Here is a 24,705-nt window from a genome sequence, read left to right as displayed (position 1 = left end):
CCATGAAACAACTCGTCCTGGCCAGCGGCAACGCCGGCAAGCTCAAGGAACTCTCCGCCCTGCTCGCACCCCTCGGCATCGAAGTGCTGCCCCAATCGGCCTTCAACGTCACCGAGGCCGAGGAGCCCCACCCGAGCTTTGTCGAGAACGCCATCGCCAAAGCCCGCCATGCCGCCCGCAGCACCGGCCTCCCGGCGCTGGCCGATGACTCGGGCCTGTGTGTCGAAGCCCTGGGTGGCGCACCGGGCGTGATCTCGGCACGCTTTGCCGGCGAACCCAAGTCAGACGAACGTAACAACGCGCTACTGCTTGAAAAGCTCGCCGGCCAGGCCGACCGCCGGGCGCGCTTCTACTGCGCCCTGGCCCTCGTCCGCCATGCTGACGACCCACAACCCCTCATCGCCTGTGGCGAGTGGCACGGCGAGATTCTCGCCACACCCCGCGGCACGGCCGGCTTCGGCTACGACCCACTCTTCCTCGTCAGCGAGCTTGAGCAGACCGCCGCCGAGATCCCCGCCGAGCTCAAGAACGTCCTGTCCCACCGGGGCAACGCCTTCCGGCAACTGCTCGACAAGCTGCGCGCCGAACCCATCTGATGAACCCCGGCGCCAACAAGGGCGCTGCCACCCACCCCGCCCCGATGTCCGAAGCCCGCATCATCCCGATCACGCCCCGAGCCACCCCTCGCCCGCCCACCGCGGGCCAGTGGGAATCCCGGCTCACCGCCTCGCCCCCGCTGGCGCTCTACGTGCACTTTCCCTGGTGCGTGAAGAAGTGCCCCTACTGCGACTTCAACTCCCATGGCGTTCGTGATGATGGCATTCCCGAAGCCGCCTATATCGAAGCCCTGATCGCGGATCTGGAGGGAGCGCTGCCCCAGGTGTGGGGCCGGCGTGTACATAGCATCTTCATCGGCGGGGGCACCCCCAGCCTGATGAGCCCGGATGGGCTGGACACCCTGCTCACCGCCATCCGCATGCGCGTGATGCTCGACCCGATGGCCGAGATCACCCTCGAGGCCAATCCGGGCACCGTCGACGCGGGCCGCTTCCGGGCCTTCCGGCAGGCCGGCGTCAATCGGCTTTCAGTGGGCATCCAGAGCTTCAACGAAGGGCATCTCCAGGCCCTCGGGCGCATTCACGGCCGTGCCGATGCCATCGCCGCCGCCGAAGCGGCGCTCACCCATTTCGAGGCGGTCAACCTCGACCTGATGTATGCCCTGCCCGGCCAGAGCCTGGCCGAAGCGGAAGCCGATCTCGCCATGGCCATCGCCCTGGCGCCCCAGCACCTGTCCTGCTATCACCTGACCCTGGAGCCGAACACCGCCTTCGCCGCCAACCCGCCCGCCATCCCGGACCCGGACGCCTCCGCCGACATGCAGGACCTGGTGGAAGCCCGGCTGGCCGGGGCCGGCTATGGCCACTATGAGACGTCCGCCTTCGCCCGCCCCAACCGGGAATGCCGGCACAACCTCAACTACTGGACCTTTGGTGATTACCTGGGGATAGGTGCCGGTGCCCACGGCAAGCTCTCTTCCCACGAAGGCATCGTTCGGGAAGCCCGGCCGAAGCACCCGGCAGCCTACCTGGCGGCGCGGGACACCGGCGCCTTTGTCCAGGAAAGACGCGCCATCGGGAGCGCCGAACTGCCCTTCGAGTTCATGATGAACGCCCTGCGCCTCAATCAGGGCTTCCCGCGCCGGCTGTTTGCCGAGCGCACCGGCCTGCCCTTCGAAGCCGCCGAAGCTGGCCTGATCAAGGCCACCCGGCAAGGGCTGATTGAAGCCGACGGAGAGACCCTTCGCCCGACAACACAGGGACGCCACTTCCTGAACGAGCTGCTGATGCTCTTTTTGCCAGGCTGAACCGTCAGCGCGAAGCCAGCGCGCCAATTCCGGCAGGTGCAGCCCCAAGCCTCACCACCTGCGGCATAATCCGCGGTGTTCCTGCCCGACCTTCTCCATGCTCTCAGCACCCGCTTCGTCTGTCGTTGCTCCCGACCCTTCCAGCCTCGGGCAAGTCTTCACCCCCGAACGCGTCGTCCGGGCCATGCTGCGCCTTCGCCACAATGCTGGCCGAGTGCTGGAACCCTCCTGCGGTGACGGCGCCTTCCTGCAACACCTGCACCGCGCCGTGGGCATCGAGCTGGATGCACGTCAGTGCCCACCAGGCGGCCACAACATGGACTTCTTCGCTTACCCGGAAAGTGAGAAGTTCGACACCGTGATCGGCAACCCACCCTATGTGCGCTACCAGGACATCGCCCCGAGCACCCGGGTCCTGCTGCACCAGGACGGTTTCGATGGCCGCAGCAACCTATACCTCTTCTTCATCGAGAAATGCGTACGGCACCTGGCGCCAGGGGGCGAGCTGATCTTCATCACCCCGCGGGATTTCCTCAAATCCACCAGCGCCCGTCGCCTCAACCGCTGGCTCCATGAGCGCGGGACCATCACCCACGCCATCGAGCTGGGTGACGCCCGCGTCTTTGCCGACGCCCTGCCCAACTGTCTGATCTGGCGCTACGAGCTCGACAACCTGTCCCACAACACCGCCTGGGCCCAGATTGGCCAGGGCGATGACGTCGCCCACAGCCTGGACCACCCCCACTGGCAATACCGGCACTTTTCCGAATGCGCGGGCCACCTCCTGTTCAGCCGCGGCGAGTACAGCCTCAGCTTGGCCGATGTGGCGGCTGTTAAGGTGGGGGCCGTGTCAGGTGCCGACCAGATCTACGTCAGCGACCTCCACGGCAACCGGGATTTCGTCAGCTCCGGCACCATCGCCAGCGGGCAGACCCGCCGCATGATCTGGTGCGAACCCGGCCAGCCCGCACCCGATGCACTGCTCCCCCACCGGGATCGCCTGCTGGCCAGGCGCATTCGCCCCTTCGACGCAACCAACTGGTGGCAATGGGGCCGCGGCTACCCGCAGACAGCAGCACCGCGCGTCTACGTGAACTCCAAGACGCGCCGGCCGCAGCCCTTCTTCACCCACCCCTGCCCGAATTTCGACGGCGCCGTGCTCGGCGTGTTTCCGCATCGGACAGACCTGGATCTCGCCGCTTTCCGGGATGCGCTGAACACCGTCGACTGGGCCGATCTGGGCTTCGTCTGCGATGGCCGCTACCTGTTTACCCAGCGCAGCCTCGAGAACGCCCCCCTGCCCAACGCCTTTGAGGCCTTCCTTCCCCCCACGGCCTGAAAACGCACCGTCAAGGGGCGTAAACGGCGGATGGTGTAACATCCCGCGAACAATCACAGGCCGCGCAGGTCCACGACGCACTCCCTTCCGTCGTTACCCGACGCATCGCCCACCCGAGAACAGTTCGCGAGGTCCCATGGTTCCCCATCTCACCACCGCGCTCACCGGCCCCCTGCTGGAGCTGGAGCGCCATTTCCTCGACAACGCCTGTGCCATCGAGCGCTGGATGCGCACCCAGTGGCAGGAGCATCTGCCGCCCTTCTACGGTTCCACTGACCTGCGCAACTCAGGCTTCAAGCTGGCGCCGGTCGACCTCAACCTGTTTCCGGGCGGCTTCAACAACCTCAACGACGCCTTCATGCCCCTGTGCGTGCAGGCGGCCCAGGCCGCCATCGAACGCATCTGCGTGGGTGCCGGCTCGATCCTGCTGATCCCCGAGAACCACACCCGCAACCAGTTCTACCTGCAGAACGTGGCCAAGCTGGTGTCCATCCTGCGCCTGACCGGCCTCGAAGTCCGTCTCGGCAGCCTGCTCCCCGAGATCACCGCGCCCACCGTGGTCGAACTCGCCAACGGCAGCAGCCTGACCCTCGAACCCCTGGAGCGCCACGGCAGCCGCCTCGGCCTGAAGGACTTCAACCCCTGCGCCGTGCTGCTCAACAACGACCTGTCCGCCGGCGTTCCCGACGTCCTGCAGAACCTCCACGACCAGTGGGTCATTCCGCCGGTCCATGCCGGCTGGCACTCCCGGCGCAAGTCCAACCACGCCGCCGCCTACGACCGCGTGGCCCAGGACTTCGGCAAGGCCATCGGCATCGACCCGTGGCGCATCAACCCGGCCTGGGATACCTGCGGCGGCCTCGATTTCCACGCCCGTGCGGGTGAGCAGGAGCTGGCTGACAAGGTTGCCACCATGCTCGACAACATCCGCGCCAAGTACAAGGAATATGAAGTCACCGACGAGCCCTTCGTGGTGGTCAAGGCCGACGCCGGCACCTACGGCATGGGCGTCATGACCGTCAAGGACGCCGCCGAACTGATCGGCCTGAACCGCAAGCAGCGCAACAAGATGAGCGTGGTGAAGGAAGGCCTGGAGGTACACGACGTGATCATCCAGGAAGGCGTGCACACCTTCGAGACAGTCAACAATGCCGTTGCCGAACCGGTGGTCTACATGATGGATCACTACGTGGTCGGCGGCTTCTACCGGGTGCACACCCAGCGCGGCCGCGACGAGAACCTCAACGCCCCGGGCATGCACTTCGAACCCCTGGCGTTCGAGGCTCCGTGCAGCCTGCCAGACTGCACCCAGGGGCCGGACGCACCGCCCAACCGCTTCTACGCCTACGGTGTGGTGGCCCGTCTGGCCCTGCTCGCCGCGGCTGTCGAGATCGAGGCCACCGAACCGGCTGCCGTCCTCGAAGAAGCTGCTGCCTGAGCCCGCTCCATGAAACTCGCCTTCATCCTCGACCCCCTCGACACCCTCAAGGCCTACAAGGACTCCAGCATTGCCATGATGCGGGCCGCCGCCCGGCGCGGCCACCAGGTCTTCGCCATCCAGCGCGAAGCCCTGTTGTGGGATGGCGGCGAGGTGTCGGCCAGGGCCCTGGCCATCACGCCCACCGATGACGATCACGCCTGGTACAGCGCCGGTGACGAAACCGCGCTGCCCCTCACCGCCTTCGATGCAGTGCTGATGCGTCAGGACCCGCCCTTCGACTTCGAATACGTCACGGCCACCTGGATGCTCGAACGGGCGGCCCAGGCCGGCGCCCGGGTCTTCAACCACCCGCGTTCGATCCGCGACCATTCCGAGAAGCTCGCCATCACCGAGTTCCCCCAGTTCACCCCGGCCACCCGGGTGGCCCGGGCCGCTGTCGACATCAATGCCTTCATCGACGCCCATGGCGACACCATCCTCAAGCCCCTCGACGGCATGGGCGGTAGCCAGATCTTCCGGGTGCGGGCCGACGACCCCAACCGCAACGTCATCATCGAGACGCTCACCCAGGACGAACGCCGGACCATCATGGCCCAGGCCTACCTGCCCGCCATCTCCGGCGGTGACAAGCGGGTGCTGATCATCGGTGGCAAGGTCATCCCCTACGCCCTGGCCCGCATCCCCATGGCCGGCGAAACCCGCGGCAATCTGGCAGCCGGCGGGCGTGGCGTGGCCATGCCCCTGACCGACGGCGAGCGCGCCATCGCCGACCACCTGGCCCCCATCCTGTGGGCGCGCGGCCTGCTCATTGTCGGCCTCGACGTGATCGGCGACCGCCTCACCGAGATCAACGTCACCAGCCCCACCTGCATGGTCGAGATCACCGCCCAGATGGGTTTCGACGTGCCCGGCGCCGTCATCGACGCCCTCGAGGAGGCATGCGCCTGACCCGTCGCCTCGCCGGCTGGCTGCTGGCCTTTGGCCTCGCCCTGCTACTTGCCGGCTGCAACCGGGAACACCTCCACCAGCAGGAATCCTATGTGTTCGGTACCCGGGTGGAGGTGATCACCTGGGGTGCCTCCGAACAGGATGCCCGCGCCGCCACCGCGGCCGTATTGCAGGAATTCGACCGCCTGCACCGGGCCTATCACGCCTGGGAGCCCTCCGAACTCACCGCCCTCAACGCCGCCATTGCTGTAGGCACGGCACAGATCCCGGTATCACCGGAGCTGGCGGCCATGCTCACCGACGCCCAGGCCATCGCCAGTACCGGTGACGAGCTCTTCAACCCGGCCCTTGGCCAACTGATTGCCCTGTGGGGCTTTCACACCGACACCTTCACGCCCGCTCGCCCCGCCGCCGACGCCCTCGCGGCAGCCATCGCAGCCCGACCGCGCATGGCCGACCTGACGATCAGCGGCACCACCGTCAGCAGCCGCAACCGGGCCGTCCAGCTCGATCTGGGGGGGTACGCCAAGGGCTACGCCCTCGACCGGGCCGCCACCCTCCTCCGGGAGAACGGTATCCACAACGCCCTGATCAACATAGGCGGCAACATCATGGCACTCGGCAGCAAGGGCGAGCACCCCTGGCGGGTCGGCATCCAGCACCCGCGGGAACCGCGCCCCCTGGCCAGCCTGCCCTTGCGCGACGGGGAGGCCATCGGCACCTCCGGCGACTACCAACGCTTCTTCGAGCTGGATGGCGAGCGCTACTGCCACCTCCTCGACCCCCGCAGCGGCCTGCCTGCCCGGGGCACCCAGGCCGTCACCGTGCTTATCACCCCACGCGCCCACGCCGGCACCCTCTCGGATGCCACCAGCAAGCCCGCCTACCTGGCTGGCGAGCGCTGGCGCGAATACACCCGGCGCTTCGGCATCAACCATGCGCTGCGGGTCGACGCCCAGGGACGGATCGAAGTGACCCGTGCCCTGCGTGACCGCCTTCAGTTCGACAAGGGCATCACGCCGGCAAACGTCATCGACTGAGGCAACAAGCCCCCAGCACCTCCGGGTTTTTCCGGCTTGCCGGGTCAGCCCCATCGGATAGAATGCCCCCATGATCGGCATCCTTCTCATCACCCACGGCAGCCTCGGCGAATCGCTGATCCAGTGCGCCTGCCACGTGATGAACCGCCGTCCACCCCAGATCATGCAAATGGGAGTATCCGGCCAGGACGACCCTCTGGATGCCCTGCCCCTGGCGCGCCAGCTGCTCAGCCTGGTAGACAGCGGTGACGGTGTGCTCGTCCTCACCGACATACTGGGTGCCACGCCAGCCAACATTGCTGCCAAGCTCCTGGAGCCCGGGCGCGTCGAGGGTGTGGCAGGAGCCAATCTGCCCATGCTGCTGCGAACCATCACTTACAGGGAACGCAGCATGGATGTACTGGTCAAGAAAGCAGTGGCCGGCGCCTGTGAAGGCGTCGTGCATATGAAATAGCAGTAGAAGCACGCACACAGGCGACCACCGGCAAGCACATCAAGAACCGGGTTATGCCATACGCACACCGAGGAAGACAGGAAGAACCGAACCATGCCGCGTCAGGAAGCAGAAATCATCAACAAGCTGGGCCTCCACGCCCGCGCCTCCGCCAAATTGACCCAGACCGCCAGCGCCTACCAGAGCGAAGTCTGGCTGGAGCGCAACGGCAAGCGGGTCAATGCCAAAAGCATCATGGGCGTCATGATGCTGGCCGCAGCCAGAGGCAGCACCATCACCATCGACACCAATGGAAACGACGCGGATGAGGCCATGAGCGCCTTGATCGCCCTGATCGCCGACAAGTTCGGGGAAGGGGAATGACGCGGCCGCCCCGCCCGACGGCGCGGGAGGACGAGCGATGAGCTTCACCGTACACGGCCTGGCCGTGTCCCAGGGCATTGCCATCGGCCATGCCCACCTGGTCTCCCACGCCCTGCTGGAAGTCGCCCACTTCACGATTGCCCCCAAGCACGTGGAGGCCGAAGTCACGCGCCTGCACAACGCCGTCACCCGGGTGAAGGTCGAGCTCGCCGGGCTCAAGGCAGCCACCGGCGCCGGCGCCGCACCCTCAGAGGTGGACGCCTTCGTCGGCATGCACATCATGTTCCTCGAAGATCCGATGCTGGTGGAGGCGGCCGAACAGCTCATCCGCACACGGCGGGCCAATGCCGAATGGGCGCTGGTCCAGCAGATGGAACAGCTGGTGGAGCAGTTCGAGGCCATCGAGGACGCCTACCTGCGCGAGCGCAAGTCCGACGTGGTGCAGGTGGTCGAACGGGTCGTCAAGGTTCTCCTCGGCCACCCCGGTCACCTTCCGCCCAAGCGCAAGGACGGCCTCGGCACCATCGTCGTCGCCCACGACCTGTCCCCCACCGATACCATCGGCTTCAAGGATCACGCCGTCGCCGGCTTCATCACCGACGTGGGCGGCCCCACCGGCCACACCGCCATCGTCGCCCGCAGCCTGTCGATCCCGGCCGTCGTCGCCCTGCGCCACATCCGCCATGTGGTGAAGGACGACGAGCTGATCATCATCGACGGCACCCGCGGCGTCGTCATCATCGACCCCGACGAGCGCGTCCTCGAGGAATATCGCCTGCGCAAGGCGGCCGTCGAACTCGAACGCTCCAAGCTCAAGCGCCTCAAGTCCACCCGGGCCGCCACCCTCGACGGCGAGGAGGTGCAGATCCTCGCCAACATCGAGCTGCCCCCCGATGCCGTTCAGGCCAAAGGTGTCGAAGCCGATGGCGTGGGCCTGTTCCGCACCGAATTCCTGTTCATGAGCCGGGAAACCTGGCCAGACGAGGACGAGCAGTTCGATGCTTACCGCACCGTGGTCAAGACCATGGCCGGCAAGCCGGTCACCGTACGCACCCTCGACGTAGGTGCCGACAAGGAACTCGAAGGTGCCACCCGCACCGAAGACAATCCGGCGCTGGGCCTGCGGGCGATCCGCTTCTGCCTGGCCGAGCCCAAGATGTTCCTGACCCAGTTGCGGGCGCTGCTGCGCGCCAGCCACTACGGCAAGCTGAAGATCCTGATCCCCATGCTGGCCAGCAGCAACGAGATCGACCAGACGCTGGTTCTCCTCGACAAGGCCAAGGCCCAGCTGCGCGAACGCAAGATCAAGTTCGACGAGGCCGTACCGGTCGGCGGCATGATCGAAGTCCCCGCCGCGGCCCTGTGCCTGGGTGCCTTTACCCGGCGTCTGCAGTTCCTGTCCATCGGCACCAACGACCTGATCCAGTACACCCTGGCCATCGACCGGGGCAACGAGGCCGTCGCCCACCTCTACAACCCGCTGCACCCGGCCGTGCTGCGCCTGATCCACCAGACCATCCAGGCCGGCATCAAGGCCGGCATTCCGGTGTCTGTGTGCGGCGAGATGGCCGGAGACCCCGAATGTGCCCGGCTGCTCATCGGCATGGGCCTGCGCCAGTTTTCCATGCACCCGGCGCAGATCCTGGAGGTCAAGCAGGCCATCCTGCGGGCCGACGCATCCGACCTGACCCCCAAGGTGCAGCGCCTCCTCAAACTGGACGATCCCGACCGGGTGCGCGAGGCCGTGGAAAAGCTCTAGCCCCGGCGCCCCGGTGCAGGTTTGACTTGTCACCGGGCCTCGCGCTAATCTCTGGTCTCAGCGCCGATTTGAACCCTTCAGCTTGCGGGCGCTTTACAAGTACGGCTAAAGCGACGGCAGCCCAGTCAGCGACCGTTCGCCGGCTGGGTTTTTCGTTTCCGGGACGAAACTGAGATGAAAGAACAACAATCCGTCGGAATCGTGGTGCCGCAGACGGCCCACTTCAGCGACCCGCTTCCCCTCAAGAGCGGTGGCGTGCTGCCCCAGTATGACCTGGTCTACGAGACCTATGGCACCCTCAACGCCGCCCGCAGCAACGCGGTGCTGGTGTGCCATGCCCTGTCCGGCTCCCACCATGTGGCTGGCAGGTACGCCGACGGCGGCGCCGAAGGCTGGTGGGACAACCTGGTCGGCCCCGGCAAACCCCTCGACACCCGCCGCTTCTTCGTCATCGGGGTCAATAACCTGGGCGGCTGTTACGGCAGCTCCGGACCCAACTGCATCAATCCGGCCACAGGCAAGCCCTGGGGCGCCGACTTTCCCTTCGTCACCGTCGAAGACTGGGTTGATGCCCAGGCCCGGCTGGCCGACCGGCTCGGCATTGAGCGTTTTGCCGCCGTGGTGGGCGGCAGCCTGGGCGGCATGCAGGCCCTGTCGTGGACGCTGCAATACCCCGACCGGGTCGCCCACGCCCTGGTGATTGCCTCGGCCCCCAAGCTCACCGCCCAGAATATCGCCTTCAACGAAGTAGCCCGCCAGGCCATCCTGAAAGACCCGGAGTTCCACGGCGGCCACTACTACGAGCACGGCGTGGTCCCCACCCGCGGCCTCGCCCTGGCCCGCATGATCGGCCACATCACCTACCTGTCCGATGACGCCATGGGCCAGAAATTCGGCCGCGCCCTGCGCCACGACAAGCCGGTGTTCAGCTACGACGTCGAGTTCGAGATCGAGTCCTACCTGCGCTACCAGGGCGACAAGTTTGCTGGCTTCTTCGACGCCAACACCTACCTGCTCACCACCAAGGCCCTCGACTACTACGATCCGGCCTTCGACTATGCCGGTGATCTGGTGGCCGCCCTCGGCCGGGCCAAGGCCGACTACCTTGTCGTTTCCTTCAGCACCGACTGGCGCTTCGCCCCGTCACGCAGCCGCGAGATCGTCTACGCCCTGATGCACAGTGATCGCCGGGTCAGCTACACGGAGATCGACTGCCCCGCCGGCCACGACTCCTTCCTTCTCGACGACCCCCAGTATCACGGCATCCTGCGGGCCTATATCGACAACATCCAGGTGTAAGAGGCGCGCCATGAGCTTCCAGCGTTACGACTACGACGTGATCGCCAACTGGATCGAACCGGGCGAGCGCATCCTTGACCTGGGCTGCGGTGACGGCAGCCTGCTGCGTTATCTCGCCGAAGTCCGCCAGGTACGCGGCTACGGCGTGGAGAACGACCCCGAGCGGGTCCTGGCCTGCGCCCGCAACGGCATCAACGTGATCCAGATCGACATGGAAGAAGGGCTCGCCGGCTTCGACGACGGCTTTTTCGACCATGTCATCATGAGCCTGTCCCTGCAGGCCATGCACAACACCCAGGGCATCCTGAAGGAGATGCTGCGCGTCGGCCGCGAGGCCGTGGTGAGCTTCCCCAACTTTGCCTACTGGCGCCACCGCCAGGCCATCCTCAACGGCCACATGCCGGTGTCGAAGAACCTGCCGCACCAGTGGTACAACACGCCCAACATCCGCTTCTTCACCATCGCCGACTTCGACGACCTGTGCGCCCAGGAAGGTATCGCCATCCATGAACGGCTGGCCTTCGACGAGGACAAGGTGATCACCGACGAACCCAACTTTCTGGCCAGCGTCGCCCTCTACCGCCTCGGCCGGAGCGAAGCACCGACAGGCTGACGGCCAGGAGGGGATTGCCCTATCATCTCCGCAGATCGCATCCATTCCCGGAGAGTGTAATGAGTACCCCCCAAGCCGGCATCCTGCTGCCCCTGCCCCCCCTCGCCCGCTACCTCGCCTTCAATCTCGAGCCCGGCACCGACGTGGCCGCCGGGCTCGCCGCCCTGCAGGACATCGTCGATGGAGCACGCACCGTCGCCGGCATCGGCATGGCCCCCCTCGGCGCCCTTGGCCGCAAGGTTGCGGGTCTCAAGCCCTTCCCGCCCCTGTCCGGCCCCGGCGTCGACATCCCTTCCACCCCCTTCGCCCTGTGGCTATGGCTGCGCGGTGACGACCGGGGCGAGCTCCTGCACCGGGCGCGCCACATCGAGACGGCGCTGGCTCCGGCATTCACCCTGGCGGATTCGTGGGATGCCTTCAAGCACGACGGCGGACGCGACCTGAGCGGCTACGAAGACGGCACCGAGAACCCGGAGGGCGACGCAGCTACCGCCGCCGCCATCGCCGCCGACGGCTCCAGCTTTGTCGCCGTCCAGCGCTGGACCCACAATTTCAGCCACTTCGAGGCCATGCAGCCCGAGGAGCGCGACCACTGCATCGGCCGCCGCCGCAGCGACAACGAAGAGCTCGACGACGCGCCCGAATCGGCCCACGTCAAACGCACCGCGCAAGAGAGCTTCACCCCCGAAGCCTTCCTCGTCCGCCGCTCCATGCCCTGGGCCGAAGGCCGCAACGCCGGCCTGATGTTCGTCGCCTTCGGCCACAGCGTCGACGCCTTCCAGGCCCAGATGCGACGCATGCTAGGCCTGGAGGACGGCATTGTGGATGCGCTGTTCCGGTTTACCCGGCCGGTATCGGGTGCGTACTTCTGGTGTCCACCGATGGTGGCCGGGAAGTTGCAGTTGCCGCTCTGAGCGCCATCCGAGGCAGGCACTGATGGCATATCCCGCCATGCGGTGCCCCACACGCCCTCATCCCCGTACCCTTACCCGACGCACTAGGAGCCCACTCATACCCAACATCGCCAGCAGGGCTGTCGCCGGCTCCGCAAGTTGGCGAAACGAGCACTATTCGTGTGGCCCAGCCCGTCGGCATTTCACAATCAACCGACGGGCGCTTTGCTCGCCCCCAATACGCGGTTGAAGGCTTAAAGTGCGGGGCCTACCGCGCTGAAGTCAAAACGATGCCCGACGCCATGCCCCACCCCAGCCAATCGGAATGGCACATCTGGTTCGACGGATCGGCCTACCCAAACCCTGGCCGGATCGGGCTGGGGGTGCTTGTGGTCAGTCCGGGGGGGCAACGACAGGAGTATTCGGGCGTCGCGGCCCAGGGCGGCTGCAATAACGTGGCGGAACTGCTGGCCCTGGGCAAGGCCCTCGATATGGCCCGGGCGTCGGGAGCCCGTCATGTCCTGCTACAGGGTGACAGTGACTTTGTGGTGCGTCATATCAACGGGCTGGACACTACAAAGGTCATCCGGCTGCGCGAGATCATCCTGCGCACCCAGGATCTGATGACCGGCTTTGCGGAATGCCGCCTGACGTGGATCCCGCGACATCGCAACCGGGACGCGGACCGCCTGTCGCGGGCCGCCCTCGGCCTGCCCGACAAGCCGGGGCTACACCCCGGCCTGCTCCGGCGGCGGCGCTGACTTCTCCTGCAACAGCCTCGCCGCAATCAACCCATTCACCAGCCCGAACAGCGTCGCCGCAAGGGCGAACACCGGGACCAGGTAGAACACGCCGTCATGGGGGACCAGCCAGGCCCGAGCCACCAGAAGTTGCCCGCCGATGTGAGCGAAGGCGGCCATCACGCTCTGGCTGACCGGCCCGAAGGCTCGCCCCGGCAGGTGCATCGCGAGGCCCAGCACCGCCAGGCTGGTCACACTGCCGACCAGGCTCAGGAAAAAGCCTGGTGCCAGAAACTGCCCGAGGAGCAGACTGCTGACGAGCACCCGCAGCAGCGCCACCCACACGGCCTCACGCCAGCCCCAGCGGGCCAGTACCACCAGGGTGATGATGTTGGCGAGGCCGGGCTTGACCCCGGGAAGGGGCAGCGGAATAGCCGCTTCGGCAACCGTCAGGACGATGGCTGCCGCTGCATGGCGAGCCACCCGATGGTCCTCGGCCGAGGGCCTCAGGATGATCTCAGTAGTTGATGGAGTCATAGTCGGCGGTGCGGCCCGACAGGGCCAGGCTGACCTGGTTGGGGGCGCAGATCGCCACCGCGCCGGCGCTGCTCAGCCATCCCTGGCGCACGCAGTACTGGCGCGGCCCGGGATCCGCGGCAACCCTCGCCCGGCCGGGCTGAATCTCGATGCGGGTGGCCCCGAGGGGGCCGGGCACCTCAAGGATGCGGGTGGCGTTCAGATCCACTTCGGCAAACACCCGGCCACCGGCCTTGATGATGGCCTTGTCCGGGCGCCCGCCTTGCCACAGGGCCACGGCCGACAAGCCGCAGGCTGCCAGCGCAGCGGCCAGCACCAGCACATCACCCCACTTCAGATGGGCGGCCCAGGCCGCCAGCCAGCCACGCAGGGCGGGCCCGGGGATCATTTCAGGGAGCGATGCCGGACGTGGACGCGGGCAGTCTCACGGAAGTGTTCAGCCAGCTTTTCGGCGACATAGACAGAGCGGTGCTGCCCACCGGTGCAGCCAATGCCGATGGTCAGGTAGCTGCGGTTGTCGTTGACATAGGCGGGCAACCAAGAGGCCACGAAGCGGTAGATGTCCTCCACCATCTGCCCCACTTCGGGCAACTTGGCGAGAAAGTCGATGACCGGGCCGTCCTTGCCGGTGAGGGGACGCAGCACCGGGTCGTAGTGGGGATTGGGCAGGCAGCGCACGTCGAAGACCAGGTCGGCATCCAGCGGAATGCCATGCTTGAAGCCGAAGGACTCGAACAGCACGGTGATCTGGCTGCCTGCCTCCATGTCCATGAAGCCCTTGACCCAGTTGCGCAGGGTATTGGCCGACATGTCACTGGTATCGATGCGCTGCCCCAGCTCGGCAATCAGCGCCAGAGCCTCCCGTTCACGGGCGATGGCCTCACCCAGGGTGCTGCATTCGTCGCCGAGGGGATGCTTGCGCCGGGTTTCCGAGAAACGGGCGATCAGGGTGTCGTCACGGGCATCGAGAAACAGGATGCGCAGGTCGCTGACCATGGCGCGCAGGGCTTCGACCTGCCGGGGAAGAGCGGCGATGCTGGCACCGGAGCGCACATCCACCGCCACCGCGATACGCTGATAGCCCGCACCTCGCAGATGGGAGACAAGCTGCGGCAACAGGGCCGAGGGCAGGTTGTCGACCACGTAGTGGCCACAATCCTCCATGACATTGAGGGCGACGCTCTTTCCGGAACCGGACAGACCGCTGATCAGAACGAGTTGCATGAGATTACCTGTTGAAAGGAGGGCGGCTGATCTGCTTGCCAGCCTGCCATCGAGAAGTGACAAATTGTCACCTTCTTTCGAAACAGCATAAACAACTTCCTCAAGCCTGGCTGCCTCGTTTCTCCCGGAAATCAGCACTTTCGTTAATTTATGTCACAACCAGAAAATGGCCTTTGCGGCGAGCCACTCCGGCTCGCTCCAGTTCGCCCACCAGCCAGGTGGCCAGGGCATCGGGGGACAGGCCCAGGAAGCGGCGGTTGGCCTCCCGATACAGGTGCACCTCGGCCAGGTAAGCCGGCAGAGCATCCAGATCAATGCTCCGCTGCTCCAGCAACATGAAGGTGATGCACGCACGGATGGCGTTGCGGGCCATCCGTGCGCCGTCCTGCTCGAAAGCCTGCAGCCGCGAGAAGGCCGCGCGCAAGGCATCGTCGACCTCGACGAAGGGCGCACCATGGCCGGGTATCACCAGATCCACCGGCAGGCGGGCGATGGCCTCGAGGGTTTCACGCACGGCCTCAATGCCCCCGCCCGCGCCGATGACCTCGGCAAACAGGATGCCGAAACCGTCCCGCCACAAGGCATCGCCAGAGATCAGCAGGCGGGCGTCAGGCGCGTGGAAGACGAGGGCATCCATGTCGTGTCCGGGTGCCGGCAAGGCCTGCCATTCCAGCCCCCCCATTACCAGGCGTTCACCGGGTGCCAGCGTGAAGTCGGCCTTGAAGGGCTCACCCTGTTGGGCCGCAACGCTCAGCAGCAGGGCCTCCTCGTCCCAGCGCGCCACCGCGTCGGCCATGCCCTCGGGCACGCCGATCCGGCAGGCAAAGGCACGCTGCACGGCCGCGTTGCAGCCGATATGATCGGAATGGGAGTGGGTGTTGATGAGTCGGGCCAGACGCCGGCCGGCGAGCACGTCGCCCACCAGCGCGACGGTCTGGGCCGCATGGCTCACGTAGCCGCTGTCTACCAGGGTAGCCTCGGGCCCGTCGAACAGCAGCACATTGTTGGCCGACAACCAGCCACGCTCGATGACATCAATGTCGGGCGGCAGGCTCACGGCCCCATGCACGCTCATGGCCCGGCCTCAATCCGAGGACGCTACCCGCTCGCCGGGCATGGGATGGATGCTATCCACTCCCGCATCGGTATCGCCGCTCCCCGCCGAGTCCGTCTCGCCAAAGATGACCTCGGCGCTGCGGCCGCAGCCGATGCAGTAACCGTCCTCGATTTCGCAGATGCCGATACAGGGGTTATCGTCGCTCATCGCCCGTCCTCAATCCCGAACGCATTCGCCGCGCAGGCCCAGTTCGAAGAGATCGGCCGCAGCCCGGCGCGAGGCCACCTCACCCAGAATGGCCTGCTTGCGAGCGTCGCTGGCACGGCTCCATTCGGTGATCTCGGGGATGCTGCGATAACAACCTTCACAGTAGCCGCTGGCTTCGTTCATGCGGCAGACGTTGATGCATGGGGACGGAATACTCATGGGGGACTCTTGGGGAAAGCGTGCCCGCCGCTACGTGGCGACAGGTCATGGATGGAAAGGCCTTGATCTGCTTATCGCAGACCGCAGCCCCTATGGCAAGGGCCGGGCAGGGCGCGCAGCGAACAGTCGCCGCACGAAACGCCACAACATCACGATCAGCAGGACGGCCAGAACGCAAAACACTACCAGGGCCGCCAGAAAAAGCAGGGGCTTGTGGAAGAGCGTCCACACCCCGCCGGCAAACAGCACGTCTTCCCCCAGGGAGGCCACCACGTTGCTGACCGGCTCCGGGGACGTATTGATGGCAGCCCGGGCGCCGGCCTTGGCCAGGTGCGTGCCGGCGGCCAGTGTTCCGCCGAGGAGCCCCATGGCAAGCTGCAGGGCACCACCCTGATCACCCATCACTGCGGCCGCCAGCGCCGCCCCGGCCGGGATGCGGATGAATGTATGCACCGCATCCCAGATGGAATCCAGCCAGGGCAGCTTGTCGGCAAAGAACTCAACCAGCAGGAGCAGACCCGACACCCCGAGAATCAGGGGATGGGCCAGCATGCCCAGCCCGCCTGGCAGCTGCACACCGGCAAAGCGCTCCAGGGCGCCGAGCACGAACACCAGGGCATACAGGCGCAAGCCGCTGGCCCACCCCAGCCCCGCCGCCAGCGCGGCCAGGGACGCCAGATCCACCGGCACATCGCGCCAGTCGAGGAGCGGCTTGACGCCCTCGGCCAGGGCGTGCAGGTCGGGGCTGGCGAGGTCCATGGGCTCAGGCCTTCAGGTACTGCGCGTGGTGGGCCAGGTGGTCCGCCATGAAGGTGGAGATGAAGTAGTAGCCGTGGTCATAGCCCGCATGCCGGCGCAGGGTAAGGGGCTGGCCATCGGCACACACCTGCTCGAAGCGGTCAGGGTTGAGCTGGGTGGGCAGGAACTGGTCGGACATGCCCTGATCGATCAGGATGGGCGGGCAACGCCGGCCATCCTCCACCAGGGTGCTGGCATCGTGTTCGCGCCACACGGCACGGTCATCACCCAGGTAGCCGCCAAAGGCTTTTTCACCCCACGGGCACAGACTGGGCGCGGCAATCGGTGCGAAGGCCGATACCGACCTGTACACGTCCGGATGACGCAGGGCCAGGGTCAGGGCACCGTGCCCCCCCATCGAGTGGCCGAAGATGCCGCAGCGGGCCGGATCGGCGGGAAAGCGGCTCGCCACCAGCTGGCGCAACTCACCAGTGATGTAGCTCTCCATGCGCCAGTGGCGGGCCCAGGGCTCGCGCACCGCGTCCAGGTAGAAGCCGGCGCCCACGCCGAAGTCCCAGCTCTCCGCCTCGCCGGGCACGTTGGCGCCGCGGGGGCTGGTATCCGGAGCAACCAGCATCAGACCCAGCTCGGCAGCCATCCGCTGGGCGCCGGCCTTGATCGGGAAGGTTTCTTCCGTACAGGTCAGCCCGGCCAGATAGAACAGTACCGGCACCGGGCCGGCGGCAGCCTGGGGAGGCACGAACACCGCGAACTTCATCGGCAGGCCGATGGCCCGCGAGTCGTGGCGGTAAAAGCCCTGCCGGCCGCCGAAGCAGCCGTGTTCGGAGAGGGTCTCGAAGCCGGTGTCGCCCATCTCAGTACAACACCACCGAGCGGATCGACTCGCCCTTCTTCATCAGGTCGAAGCCATCATTGATCTGATCGAGGGTGAGCGTGTGGGTGATCAGATCATCGATGTTGAGCTTGCCCTCCATGTACCAGTCCACGATCTTGGGCACGTCGGTGCGGCCGCGGGCGCCGCCAAAGGCAGAGCCCTTCCACACCCGGCCGGTGACCAGCTGGAAGGGACGCGTGGAGATCTCGGCACCGGCCTCGGCCACACCAATGATCACCGACTGGCCCCAACCCTTGTGGGTGCATTCCAGCGCCTGACGCATCACCTTGGTGTTGCCGATGCACTCGAAGCTGTAGTCGGCGCCGCCGTCGGTCAGCTGGACGATGTGATCGACCACGTTCTCGACCTCGCTCGGATTGATGAAGTGGGTCATGCCGAACTTGCGGGCCATGGCTTCACGGCCGGGGTTGAGGTCCACACCGATGATCTTGTCGGCACCCACCATCTTGGCGGCCTGGATCACGTTGAGGCCGATGCCACCGAGGCCGAACACCACCACGTTGGCGCCGGCTTCCACCTTGGCGGTGAACAGCACGGCGCCCACGCCGGTAGTCACGCCACAGCCGATGTAGCAGACCTTGTCGAAGGGCGCGTCACTGCGGATCTTGGCCAGGGCAATCTCGGGCACCACGATGTAATTGGAAAAGGTGGAGGTGCCCATGTAGTGCAGAATGGGCTTACCGTCCAGGCTGAAGCGGCTGGTGGCATCCGGCATCAGGCCGCGGCCCTGGGTGCTGCGGATCTTCTGGCACAGGTTGGTCTTGCGCGACAGGCAGAACTTGCACTCGCGGCATTCCGGGGTGTACAGCGGGATCACGTGGTCGCCGGTGCGCAGGGACTTCACGTCCGGGCCCACATCGACAACCACGCCAGCACCTTCGTGGCCGAGGATGGCCGGGAACAAACCTTCCGGATCGGCCCCGGAGAGGGTGTAGTAGTCGGTATGGCAAATGCCGGTGGCCTTGACCTCGACCAGCACTTCGCCAGCCTTCGGACCTTCCAGATCAACGGTTTCGATACTCAAGGGAGCGCCGGCCTTCCAGGCGACAGCAGCACGGGTCTTCATGGGGAGTTCTCCTTGGGGACAGGCAGATTTTCAGAGTTGTTTTTCGTCGCGGATGCGCTTGCCCACGGCCGGGGGGTGGTAGGCCCCCATGGCGCGTAGCAGGGCATACACATTGTCTTCAACCAGCAACAGGCCGCGGTTCTCGGCCTTCATGAAACCTTCACCAACGCCCCGGTCCATCATCTGGATCAGAGGCTGGTAATAGCCTTCGCAGTTGAGCAGCGCCACCGGCTTGTTGTGGAAGCCCAGCTGGGCCCAGGTGAGGATCTCGAACAGCTCCTCGAAGGTGCCCAGGCCGCCGGGCAGGGCGATGAAGCCGTCGGCCAGTTCGGCCATGCGGGCCTTGCGCGAGTGCATGGAGTCCACCACCTCGAGCCGGCTCAGACCTTCATGGCCGACCTCCCACTCAAGCAAGGCCCGGGGAATCACCCCCACCACCTTGCCACCGGCGGCCAGGCAGGCGTCGGCGATGATGCCCATCAGGCCCACGTTGCCGCCGCCATACACCAGCTCGATACCCCGCTCGGCGAAGGTCTTGCCGAGGGATTCGGCTGCGGCCCGGTAGGCCGGATTGATGCCCGGGCGGGAGCCACAGAAGACGCAGATCCGGCGCATGTCAGAAGGGGCCCCGGGCCAGCCAGCGTTCGAGCTGGGGCAGGCGGTCATTGCCCCAGAAGCCCTCGCCTTCGACGATGAAGAAGGGCGAACCAAACACGCCGCGGGCCTCCGCCAGATCGATCTCGGCCTTCAGGCGGGCCTTGGTGGCCGCATCGGAGAAGGCAGCGGAGACGTCCTCCCGGTCAAGCTTGAGCGCGTCGGCGATCTCCAGCAGCACGGCCGTCTCGGCAATGTTGCGGCCGTCGACAAAGTAGGCACGGAACACCGCGTGGGCAAAGGCACGGGCCTCGTCCGGGTTGCGGTCACTGAGCCACTGAAAGGCGCGGGCGGCATGCTCGGTATGCACCGGGTAGGGCACCGGCTCCTTGTAGGGGATGCCGAAATAGGCGGCCGAGCGCTCCACATCACGCCTGACGTACTCGGTGCGCATCAGCGCCGCGGGGATCTTCATGCCGCCCTGAGGCTGAAACTGGGCATCCAGCACGATCGAATGCCACATCACGGCCCGGCCGTGCTTCGCGCCAAGGGCATCAATCTGCTCAGAAGCCAGGTAGCCGTAGGGCGAAGAAAAGTCGAAGTAGAAATCGATGGGTGCAGACATGGGGTCTCCGGAGTTCGGGGTTCGGAAATGCGCAGTCGGCATTATCCACGGGAGTACTCAAAAGCCCCCTTCGGCCAGCCAGCGCTCCAGTTGGGGCAGCCGGTCTGCACCCCAGAAGGCCTCACCATCGACGAAGACGAAGGGCGAGCCGAACACCCCGCGGGCCAAGCCGAGATCCACCTCCGCCGCCAGGCGGGCCTTGATTTCGGTGCCGGCCAGCACCGCCGACAGCTCGTCGCGGTCGACACCCTGCGCGGACGCGATGTCGAGCAGGGCGCCCAGATCGGAGATATTCACGTCGTCGACAAAATAGGCGCGATAGGCGGCCAGACCAAAGGCTTTGGCGCGGGCCGGATTGCGATCATTGAGCCACAGAAAGGCCCGCGCAGCATGCTGGGTGGGGATGGGAAAAACGCTGGGCTGCCGGAAGGGCAGGCCAAAGTAGCGGGCGGAGCGTTCGATGTCGTGCAGCGAGTAGGCGCCCTTGAGGGGGATCGTCGGCAGGGGCGCCAGGCCCGTCACCTTGAAAGTAACCCCCAGCAGGAAGGGGTGCCACAGCACCGTGCGCCCGTGGCGAGCAGCCAGGGCATCGATCTTCTCGGCGGCAAAATAGCCGTAGGGCGAAGAAAAGTCGAAATAGAAATCGATGGGCGCAGCGGGCTGCGAGGGCTCGGTCATGACGTTTTCCTCCGTTTCAGGCCCCTGGGGCCACAGGGTCATCTGGGCACAGCGAAACCAAACCAGGCCCGGGTTCAGGCCTCAAGAGCTTCGAGCGCGGCAAAGTAACGCGGCATCAGATCGTCGCGACGGCTCACGTTGATGCCCAGATCGCGAATCAGGCCATCCTTCAGGCCGTACACCCAGCCATGCACCGTCAGGCGCTGACCCCGCTTCCAGGCGTCCTGCACCACGATGGTCTGGCAAACATTCACCACCTGCTCGAGGGCATTGAGCTCACACAGGCGGTCGTGCCGCATGTCGGGCGGCAACAGGTCGACGCGGTCAAGGTGCTTGACGTGCACATCCTGCACATGGCGCAACCACAGATCCACCAGCCCCACCCGCTCGCGCTTGAGCGCCGCCTTGACGCCACCGCAGCCATAGTGCCCCACCACCATGATGTGCTTGACCTTCAGTACATCAACGGCGAACTGGATCACCGACAGGCAGTTGAGATCGGTGTGCACCACCACGTTGGCCACGTTGCGATGCACGAAAACCTCGCCCGGCAGCAGGCCGATGATCTCGTTGGCCGGCACGCGCGAATCGGAACAGCCTATCCACAGGTACTCGGGGTTCTGAAGGGTGGACAGCTTTTCGAAGAAACCGGGGTCCACCTGGCGCATGCGTCGCGACCAGGCGAGGTTGTAGTCGAAGAGGTGGAACAGGTTCTCGTTCTTGACCTCGGACTCGGACCAATTCTCCAGATCAAGGGCCAGGAACATCGTGCCCTCGACCGGCGTCGGGTAGTAGGCGGGCGCCTCGGTGAAACCCAGCTCGCGGTAAAGCTTCACAGCGATGCGCATGGCCGGCAGCGTATCCAGCATGACCTTGCGGTAACCCAGGGCTTTGGCCGCCTTGATGGCCGCCAGGGCCAGCTCACGCCCCACGCCATTGCCCCGCTGCTCTGGCTCGACGTAAAGGCGCGTCATTTCGCAGACGCCCTCGGTCGCAGCACGGAGGCCGACGCAACCGGCGGGCTGCCCATCCACCTCGGCAAAGAACAGGCGCCCCATCGGTGCTGAATAGGCACCGGGCAGCGAGGCCATTTCCTCGGCAAAATTCTGGTAGCCCAGATCCACGCCCAGCCAGCCCGCGTAGTTGCGGAAGAACTGCCGGACGTGTTCGATCTCGGCATGGTCATTCTCGTCAAGGATGCGCAGGGTTACAGCCATCGATCACTCTTCCTTCAATTTCAACAGCCCGACACGATACCCTGCCACGCCATTCGTTTCATCAGGAACCTGCGCCACCGGAGGCCTTCAGGCGCCCTTCTCCTTGCGCCCATGCATGGCCATGATGGTCTGCTGCATCACGGCACAAAGCGTCCATTGCTCGGCCTTGATGGCAAAGACCTCGGCCTTGGTAATGATCAGCGTGCGTCCCGAGCGGATCACCTCGCCCCTCGCCACCATACGCTCACCGTCAGCCGGAGCAATCAGGTTCAACTTGTACTCGACGGTCAGCACGCTGCTGTCCGCAGGGGTGAGGGTGTTGGCAGCGTAGCCGGCGGCCGAATCAGCAATCATCCCCACCACACCGCCATGGATGAAGCCGTGCTGCTGGGTAATCTCTGCCTTATAGGGCAAATGGATTTCAGTGTAGCCGGGCTCCACCACCGCCAGCCGGGCGCCAATCAAGTGCATAGCCTGCTGGAGATCGAAGCTGGCCCGCACGCGCTCAGCATAACCGGGGTCACGGGGATGGAAGGGCTCAAGGGGCGGGCGGGTCATGTCGGGTCTCCTCGGGACGGGCTATCTCACGCGGCAGTTTTTTATAACGTTTACGTAAACGTAATTTTAATGGTAAAAAATCAACCGCTCTCTCGCAAACGGGCAACCAGTTCGGCACGGGCCTCGGCCGCGCCCTCGGGATTCTCGGCCAGCAGCTCCCGGCATTGCTTTTCGAGCATGCCGATCTCGCCGAGGACAGCAATGATGTCCTCGCGCTGCTGTTCAATGGCGCGCCGACGTTCGGCGAGCACGGACAGGAAGCGGCTCAGCTGCTGAGTGGAGTTGCGCACACCGTCGTACATGCCCAGCAGTTCGCCGATCTCGGCCAGTGACAGGCCAAGCCGCTTGCCGCGCAGGATGAGACGCAGCCGGGTGCGGTCACGCCTCGCGTAGATGCGGTTGCGCCCGGCCCGGGTTGGGGCCAGCAGGCCTTCATCCTCGTAAAAACGGATGGCCCGCGGGGTGATGCCGAATTCACGAGCGAGTTCGGTAATGGTGTAGGTTTCTTCCTGGCTCATGGGTCCGGCGCAAACGTGCTGACACAAAGAAAACGAGGGCCAGTAAAGCAGATTTCGCAGCCACGGGCAACGCGACCAAGCGAAACGACTATCCGTACAAAACAGGAGAACAGAACGATGGCCCCAATACTGGACTACCCCTTCGACACACTTCCCCCAACGGGGGAAACCCGGGAAGTCGCACCCGGCGTGCACTGGATCCGCATGCCCCTGCCGTTTGCCCTCAACCACATCAACCTGTGGCTGATCGAGGATGGCGGTGGGGTCGTGATTGTCGACACCGGCTACGGCCTCGAAGCCAGCCAGGACGCCTGGGACACCATCCTCGCCGGCCTCGGCCGGCCGGTGACGCGGATCATTGTCACTCACTGCCACCCCGACCACCTGGGCCTGGCCCAGTGGCTCTCCGAGAAGACCGGCGCCCCCGTGACCATGACTCTGGGCGAGTTCCTCGGCGGACATGCCCTGTGGAACCAGCTGCCTGGCTACAACACGACCGCCATGGTGGCCCAGTTTCGCCAGCATGGCCTCGACGAGGCGCGCTGCACGGCGCTGGCCAGCCGCGGCAATGCCTACAAGCGTGGCGTGCCATCCCTGCCGGCCAGCTATGAGCGGGTGATCGACGGCGACAGCCTGGAGATCGGCGGCCGCAGCTGGAAGGTGATCGTGGGGCATGGCCACTCGCCCGAACACATGTCACTGTATTGCGAATCCGCCGGCGTGCTGATTTCCGGCGACATGCTGTTGCCCCGCATCTCCACCAACGTGAGCGTTTTTGCCGCCACCCCGGATGACGATCCGCTGGGACGATTTCTCGATTCGATCCGCAGTTTCAAGCAGTTGCCGGTAGCCACGCTCGTGCTACCATCCCACGGGAGCCCGTTCCGAAACATCGGTCTGCGCGTGGATCAGCTCGTCGAGCACCACGACGACCGTTGCGCGGAACTTCTCGCTGCCTGTTCTGTGCCACGCTGTGCGGGGGAGCTTCTTGCGACCCTTTTCCCGCGAGAACTGGACACGCATCAGGTCATGTTTGCCATGGGGGAAGCCATCGCCCACCTGAACCATCTCGCGCGCAAATGGGAGGTGTGCCGGTCAGTAGGAAGCGATGGAATTGTCCGTTTCATCAAAAGCCATCAATAAAGGAGAGCCCGAGAATGGCTGCGCCCGAAAAAGAAGTCGCCAAGTCCGAACTGCCGGACCCTAAAGAAGTCGCCAAGACCTACGCCGAAGTTGCGCAACGGGCCTCCAAATTGCTGGCCGATCACATCCAGAAGCAGGTCAAGAAGGGGATCAGCGCCCCCGCCGACGAACTCGGCATCGCCCAGGCCTTCATGGACATGATGGGCAAGCTGCTGGCTAACCCCTATCGCCTCGCCCAGGCCCAGATGAACCTGGTGTGGGACTACTTCTCCCTCTGGCAGCACTCCATGATGCGCCTCACCGGTGTTGGCGCCGGCACCCCGGTGGCCACACCGGCCAAGGACGACAAGCGCTTCAAGGACGAAGAATGGCAGGAGCACTTCCTGTTCGACTTCATGAAGCAGTCCTACCTCATCGCCGCCCGTCATATTCACGACACCGTGAGCAGCGTTGACGGCCTGGATGATCAGAGCCAGAAGAAGGTCAATTTCTACACCCGTCAGTACATCGACGCCCTGTCCCCCTCCAACTTCGCCCTGACCAACCCGGAAGTCTTCCGCGAGACGGTCAAGAGCCACGGTCAGAACCTCATCAAGGGTCTGAACAACCTGCTGCGCGACGTCGAAGACGGCGGCGGCAACCTGCGCGTCAAGAT

The 24,705-nt window shown here is 65.5% G+C and carries 29 protein-coding genes and 1 pseudogene; 15 read left to right on the top strand and 15 right to left on the bottom strand.

The genetic code is table 11. The features are described 5' to 3' along the window. Nucleotides 1-2: 2 nt before the first annotated feature. From rdgB to ACIQ09_RS02640, 13 genes are all read left to right on the top strand, one after another. On the top strand, nt 3-596 hold the full coding sequence (rdgB, locus tag ACIQ09_RS02700; RefSeq protein WP_398305716.1) for an RdgB/HAM1 family non-canonical purine NTP pyrophosphatase: 594 nt from the start codon (nt 3-5) through the stop codon (nt 594-596). A 44-nt stretch (nt 597-640) separates the two neighbouring features. Then, nucleotides 641-1,864, top strand: a complete 1,224-nt coding sequence (gene hemW, locus ACIQ09_RS02695; RefSeq protein WP_398305825.1) for a radical SAM family heme chaperone HemW — start codon at nt 641-643, stop codon at nt 1,862-1,864. 97 nt (nt 1,865-1,961) lie between these two features. Further along, nucleotides 1,962-3,203 carry an Eco57I restriction-modification methylase domain-containing protein gene (locus ACIQ09_RS02690; protein WP_398305713.1) on the top strand — a complete coding sequence of 414 codons (1,242 nt, stop codon included), beginning with the start codon at nt 1,962-1,964 and terminating at the stop codon, nt 3,201-3,203. A 136-nt stretch (nt 3,204-3,339) separates the two neighbouring features. Continuing rightward, nucleotides 3,340-4,641 carry a glutamate--cysteine ligase gene (gshA, locus tag ACIQ09_RS02685; RefSeq protein ID WP_398305710.1) on the top strand — a complete coding sequence of 434 codons (1,302 nt, stop codon included), beginning with the start codon at nt 3,340-3,342 and terminating at the stop codon, nt 4,639-4,641. Nucleotides 4,642-4,650: 9 nt separating this feature from the next. Next, the gene (gene gshB, locus ACIQ09_RS02680) at nt 4,651-5,592 is read left to right on the top strand and encodes a glutathione synthase (RefSeq protein ID WP_398305707.1); all 942 of its coding nucleotides are present in this window, start codon (nt 4,651-4,653) and stop codon (nt 5,590-5,592) included. After that, on the top strand, nt 5,583-6,632 hold the full coding sequence (locus tag ACIQ09_RS02675) for an FAD:protein FMN transferase (RefSeq protein ID WP_398305705.1): 1,050 nt from the start codon (nt 5,583-5,585) through the stop codon (nt 6,630-6,632). Before gshB ends, ACIQ09_RS02675 begins: the two co-directional genes overlap by 10 nt. A gap of 70 nt (nt 6,633-6,702) precedes the next feature. After that, nucleotides 6,703-7,086, top strand: a complete 384-nt coding sequence (locus ACIQ09_RS02670; RefSeq protein WP_398305702.1) for a PTS sugar transporter subunit IIA — start codon at nt 6,703-6,705, stop codon at nt 7,084-7,086. A gap of 93 nt (nt 7,087-7,179) precedes the next feature. Continuing rightward, nucleotides 7,180-7,449 carry an HPr family phosphocarrier protein gene (locus ACIQ09_RS02665; RefSeq protein WP_398305700.1) on the top strand — a complete coding sequence of 90 codons (270 nt, stop codon included), beginning with the start codon at nt 7,180-7,182 and terminating at the stop codon, nt 7,447-7,449. Between the two features lie 37 nt (nt 7,450-7,486). After that, the gene (gene ptsP, locus ACIQ09_RS02660) at nt 7,487-9,208 is read left to right on the top strand and encodes a phosphoenolpyruvate--protein phosphotransferase (protein ID WP_398305697.1); all 1,722 of its coding nucleotides are present in this window, start codon (nt 7,487-7,489) and stop codon (nt 9,206-9,208) included. 174 nt (nt 9,209-9,382) lie between these two features. Continuing rightward, nucleotides 9,383-10,507 carry a homoserine O-acetyltransferase gene (locus ACIQ09_RS02655; RefSeq protein ID WP_398305694.1) on the top strand — a complete coding sequence of 375 codons (1,125 nt, stop codon included), beginning with the start codon at nt 9,383-9,385 and terminating at the stop codon, nt 10,505-10,507. A 10-nt stretch (nt 10,508-10,517) separates the two neighbouring features. Beyond that, nucleotides 10,518-11,120: a methionine biosynthesis protein MetW gene (gene metW, locus ACIQ09_RS02650; protein ID WP_398305691.1), complete on the top strand. Its 603-nt coding sequence runs from the start codon at nt 10,518-10,520 to the stop codon at nt 11,118-11,120. A 59-nt stretch (nt 11,121-11,179) separates the two neighbouring features. Beyond that, nucleotides 11,180-12,034: a Dyp-type peroxidase gene (locus ACIQ09_RS02645; protein WP_398305688.1), complete on the top strand. Its 855-nt coding sequence runs from the start codon at nt 11,180-11,182 to the stop codon at nt 12,032-12,034. 269 nt (nt 12,035-12,303) lie between these two features. Next, the gene (locus ACIQ09_RS02640) at nt 12,304-12,774 is read left to right on the top strand and encodes a ribonuclease HI family protein (RefSeq protein WP_398305685.1); all 471 of its coding nucleotides are present in this window, start codon (nt 12,304-12,306) and stop codon (nt 12,772-12,774) included. Here ACIQ09_RS02640 and ACIQ09_RS02635 read toward each other — a convergent pair. The 15 genes from ACIQ09_RS02635 to ACIQ09_RS02565 all read right to left on the bottom strand — a co-directional run bounded on the left by ACIQ09_RS02635 (nt 12,742) and on the right by ACIQ09_RS02565 (nt 22,907). Further along, entirely contained in the window at nt 12,742-13,290 is a 549-nt protein-coding gene (locus ACIQ09_RS02635) for a Gx transporter family protein (RefSeq protein WP_398305682.1), read from the bottom strand. The genes ACIQ09_RS02640 and ACIQ09_RS02635 overlap by 33 nt on opposite strands. Beyond that, nucleotides 13,271-13,678, bottom strand: coding sequence for a NusG domain II-containing protein (locus tag ACIQ09_RS02630; protein ID WP_398305679.1), 408 nt, complete (start codon nt 13,676-13,678; stop codon nt 13,271-13,273). Before ACIQ09_RS02630 ends, ACIQ09_RS02635 begins: the two co-directional genes overlap by 20 nt. Continuing rightward, nucleotides 13,675-14,514 carry an RNase adapter RapZ gene (rapZ, locus tag ACIQ09_RS02625; RefSeq protein ID WP_398305676.1) on the bottom strand — a complete coding sequence of 280 codons (840 nt, stop codon included), beginning with the start codon at nt 14,512-14,514 and terminating at the stop codon, nt 13,675-13,677. The genes ACIQ09_RS02630 and rapZ overlap by 4 nt, the downstream gene beginning before the upstream one ends. Nucleotides 14,515-14,662: 148 nt before the next feature. Further along, on the bottom strand, nt 14,663-15,589 hold the full coding sequence (locus tag ACIQ09_RS02620; protein ID WP_398305673.1) for an MBL fold metallo-hydrolase: 927 nt from the start codon (nt 15,587-15,589) through the stop codon (nt 14,663-14,665). A 9-nt stretch (nt 15,590-15,598) separates the two neighbouring features. Further along, nucleotides 15,599-15,778: a DUF1289 domain-containing protein gene (locus ACIQ09_RS02615; protein ID WP_398305670.1), complete on the bottom strand. Its 180-nt coding sequence runs from the start codon at nt 15,776-15,778 to the stop codon at nt 15,599-15,601. 9 nt (nt 15,779-15,787) lie between these two features. Next, on the bottom strand, nt 15,788-15,997 hold the full coding sequence (locus ACIQ09_RS02610) for a DUF1289 domain-containing protein (protein WP_398305667.1): 210 nt from the start codon (nt 15,995-15,997) through the stop codon (nt 15,788-15,790). Between the two features lie 90 nt (nt 15,998-16,087). Continuing rightward, nucleotides 16,088-16,756 (bottom strand): DUF4126 domain-containing protein, encoded by a 669-nt coding sequence (locus ACIQ09_RS02605; RefSeq protein ID WP_398305664.1) that lies wholly within the window; start codon nt 16,754-16,756, stop codon nt 16,088-16,090. 4 nt (nt 16,757-16,760) lie between these two features. Further along, entirely contained in the window at nt 16,761-17,609 is an 849-nt protein-coding gene (gene fghA / locus ACIQ09_RS02600) for an S-formylglutathione hydrolase (protein WP_398305661.1), read from the bottom strand. Between the two features lies 1 nt (nt 17,610). Further along, complete coding sequence (locus ACIQ09_RS02595; protein WP_398305658.1) at nt 17,611-18,717, bottom strand: S-(hydroxymethyl)glutathione dehydrogenase/class III alcohol dehydrogenase; 1,107 nt, start codon at nt 18,715-18,717, stop codon at nt 17,611-17,613. A 30-nt stretch (nt 18,718-18,747) separates the two neighbouring features. Continuing rightward, entirely contained in the window at nt 18,748-19,332 is a 585-nt protein-coding gene (locus ACIQ09_RS02590) for a TIGR00730 family Rossman fold protein (RefSeq protein ID WP_398305655.1), read from the bottom strand. Nucleotide 19,333: 1 nt separating this feature from the next. Next, nucleotides 19,334-19,936 carry a 2-hydroxychromene-2-carboxylate isomerase gene (locus ACIQ09_RS02585; RefSeq protein WP_398305652.1) on the bottom strand — a complete coding sequence of 201 codons (603 nt, stop codon included), beginning with the start codon at nt 19,934-19,936 and terminating at the stop codon, nt 19,334-19,336. Between the two features lie 57 nt (nt 19,937-19,993). Next, a complete protein-coding gene (locus ACIQ09_RS02580) occupies nt 19,994-20,614 on the bottom strand; it encodes a 2-hydroxychromene-2-carboxylate isomerase (protein WP_398305649.1) in 621 nt (206 codons plus the stop codon). Between the two features lie 74 nt (nt 20,615-20,688). Further along, nucleotides 20,689-21,831, bottom strand: a complete 1,143-nt coding sequence (gene can, locus ACIQ09_RS02575) for a carbonate dehydratase (protein ID WP_398305646.1) — start codon at nt 21,829-21,831, stop codon at nt 20,689-20,691. Between the two features lie 87 nt (nt 21,832-21,918). Next, on the bottom strand, nt 21,919-22,389 hold the full coding sequence (locus tag ACIQ09_RS02570) for a PaaI family thioesterase (RefSeq protein ID WP_398305643.1): 471 nt from the start codon (nt 22,387-22,389) through the stop codon (nt 21,919-21,921). Nucleotides 22,390-22,469: 80 nt separating this feature from the next. Continuing rightward, nucleotides 22,470-22,907 (bottom strand): MerR family DNA-binding transcriptional regulator, encoded by a 438-nt coding sequence (locus tag ACIQ09_RS02565; RefSeq protein WP_398305640.1) that lies wholly within the window; start codon nt 22,905-22,907, stop codon nt 22,470-22,472. Between the two features lie 117 nt (nt 22,908-23,024). On the opposite strand from ACIQ09_RS02565, the gene ACIQ09_RS02560 reads away from it, so the two are divergent. Both ACIQ09_RS02560 and ACIQ09_RS02555 read left to right on the top strand, forming a co-directional pair. Next, entirely contained in the window at nt 23,025-24,050 is a 1,026-nt protein-coding gene (locus ACIQ09_RS02560) for an MBL fold metallo-hydrolase (protein ID WP_398305637.1), read from the top strand. A 14-nt stretch (nt 24,051-24,064) separates the two neighbouring features. Then, a pseudogene (locus tag ACIQ09_RS02555) lies at nt 24,065-24,705 on the top strand (class I poly(R)-hydroxyalkanoic acid synthase); the annotation flags it as partial.

It is taken from the genome of Zoogloea sp. (assembly GCF_044344315.1).
In the GTDB taxonomy this organism is placed as follows: Bacteria; Pseudomonadota; Gammaproteobacteria; order Burkholderiales; family Rhodocyclaceae; genus Zoogloea.
The sequence above is the reverse complement of the archived record's forward strand: the minus strand, read 5'-3'. Positions and strand labels throughout refer to the sequence as shown.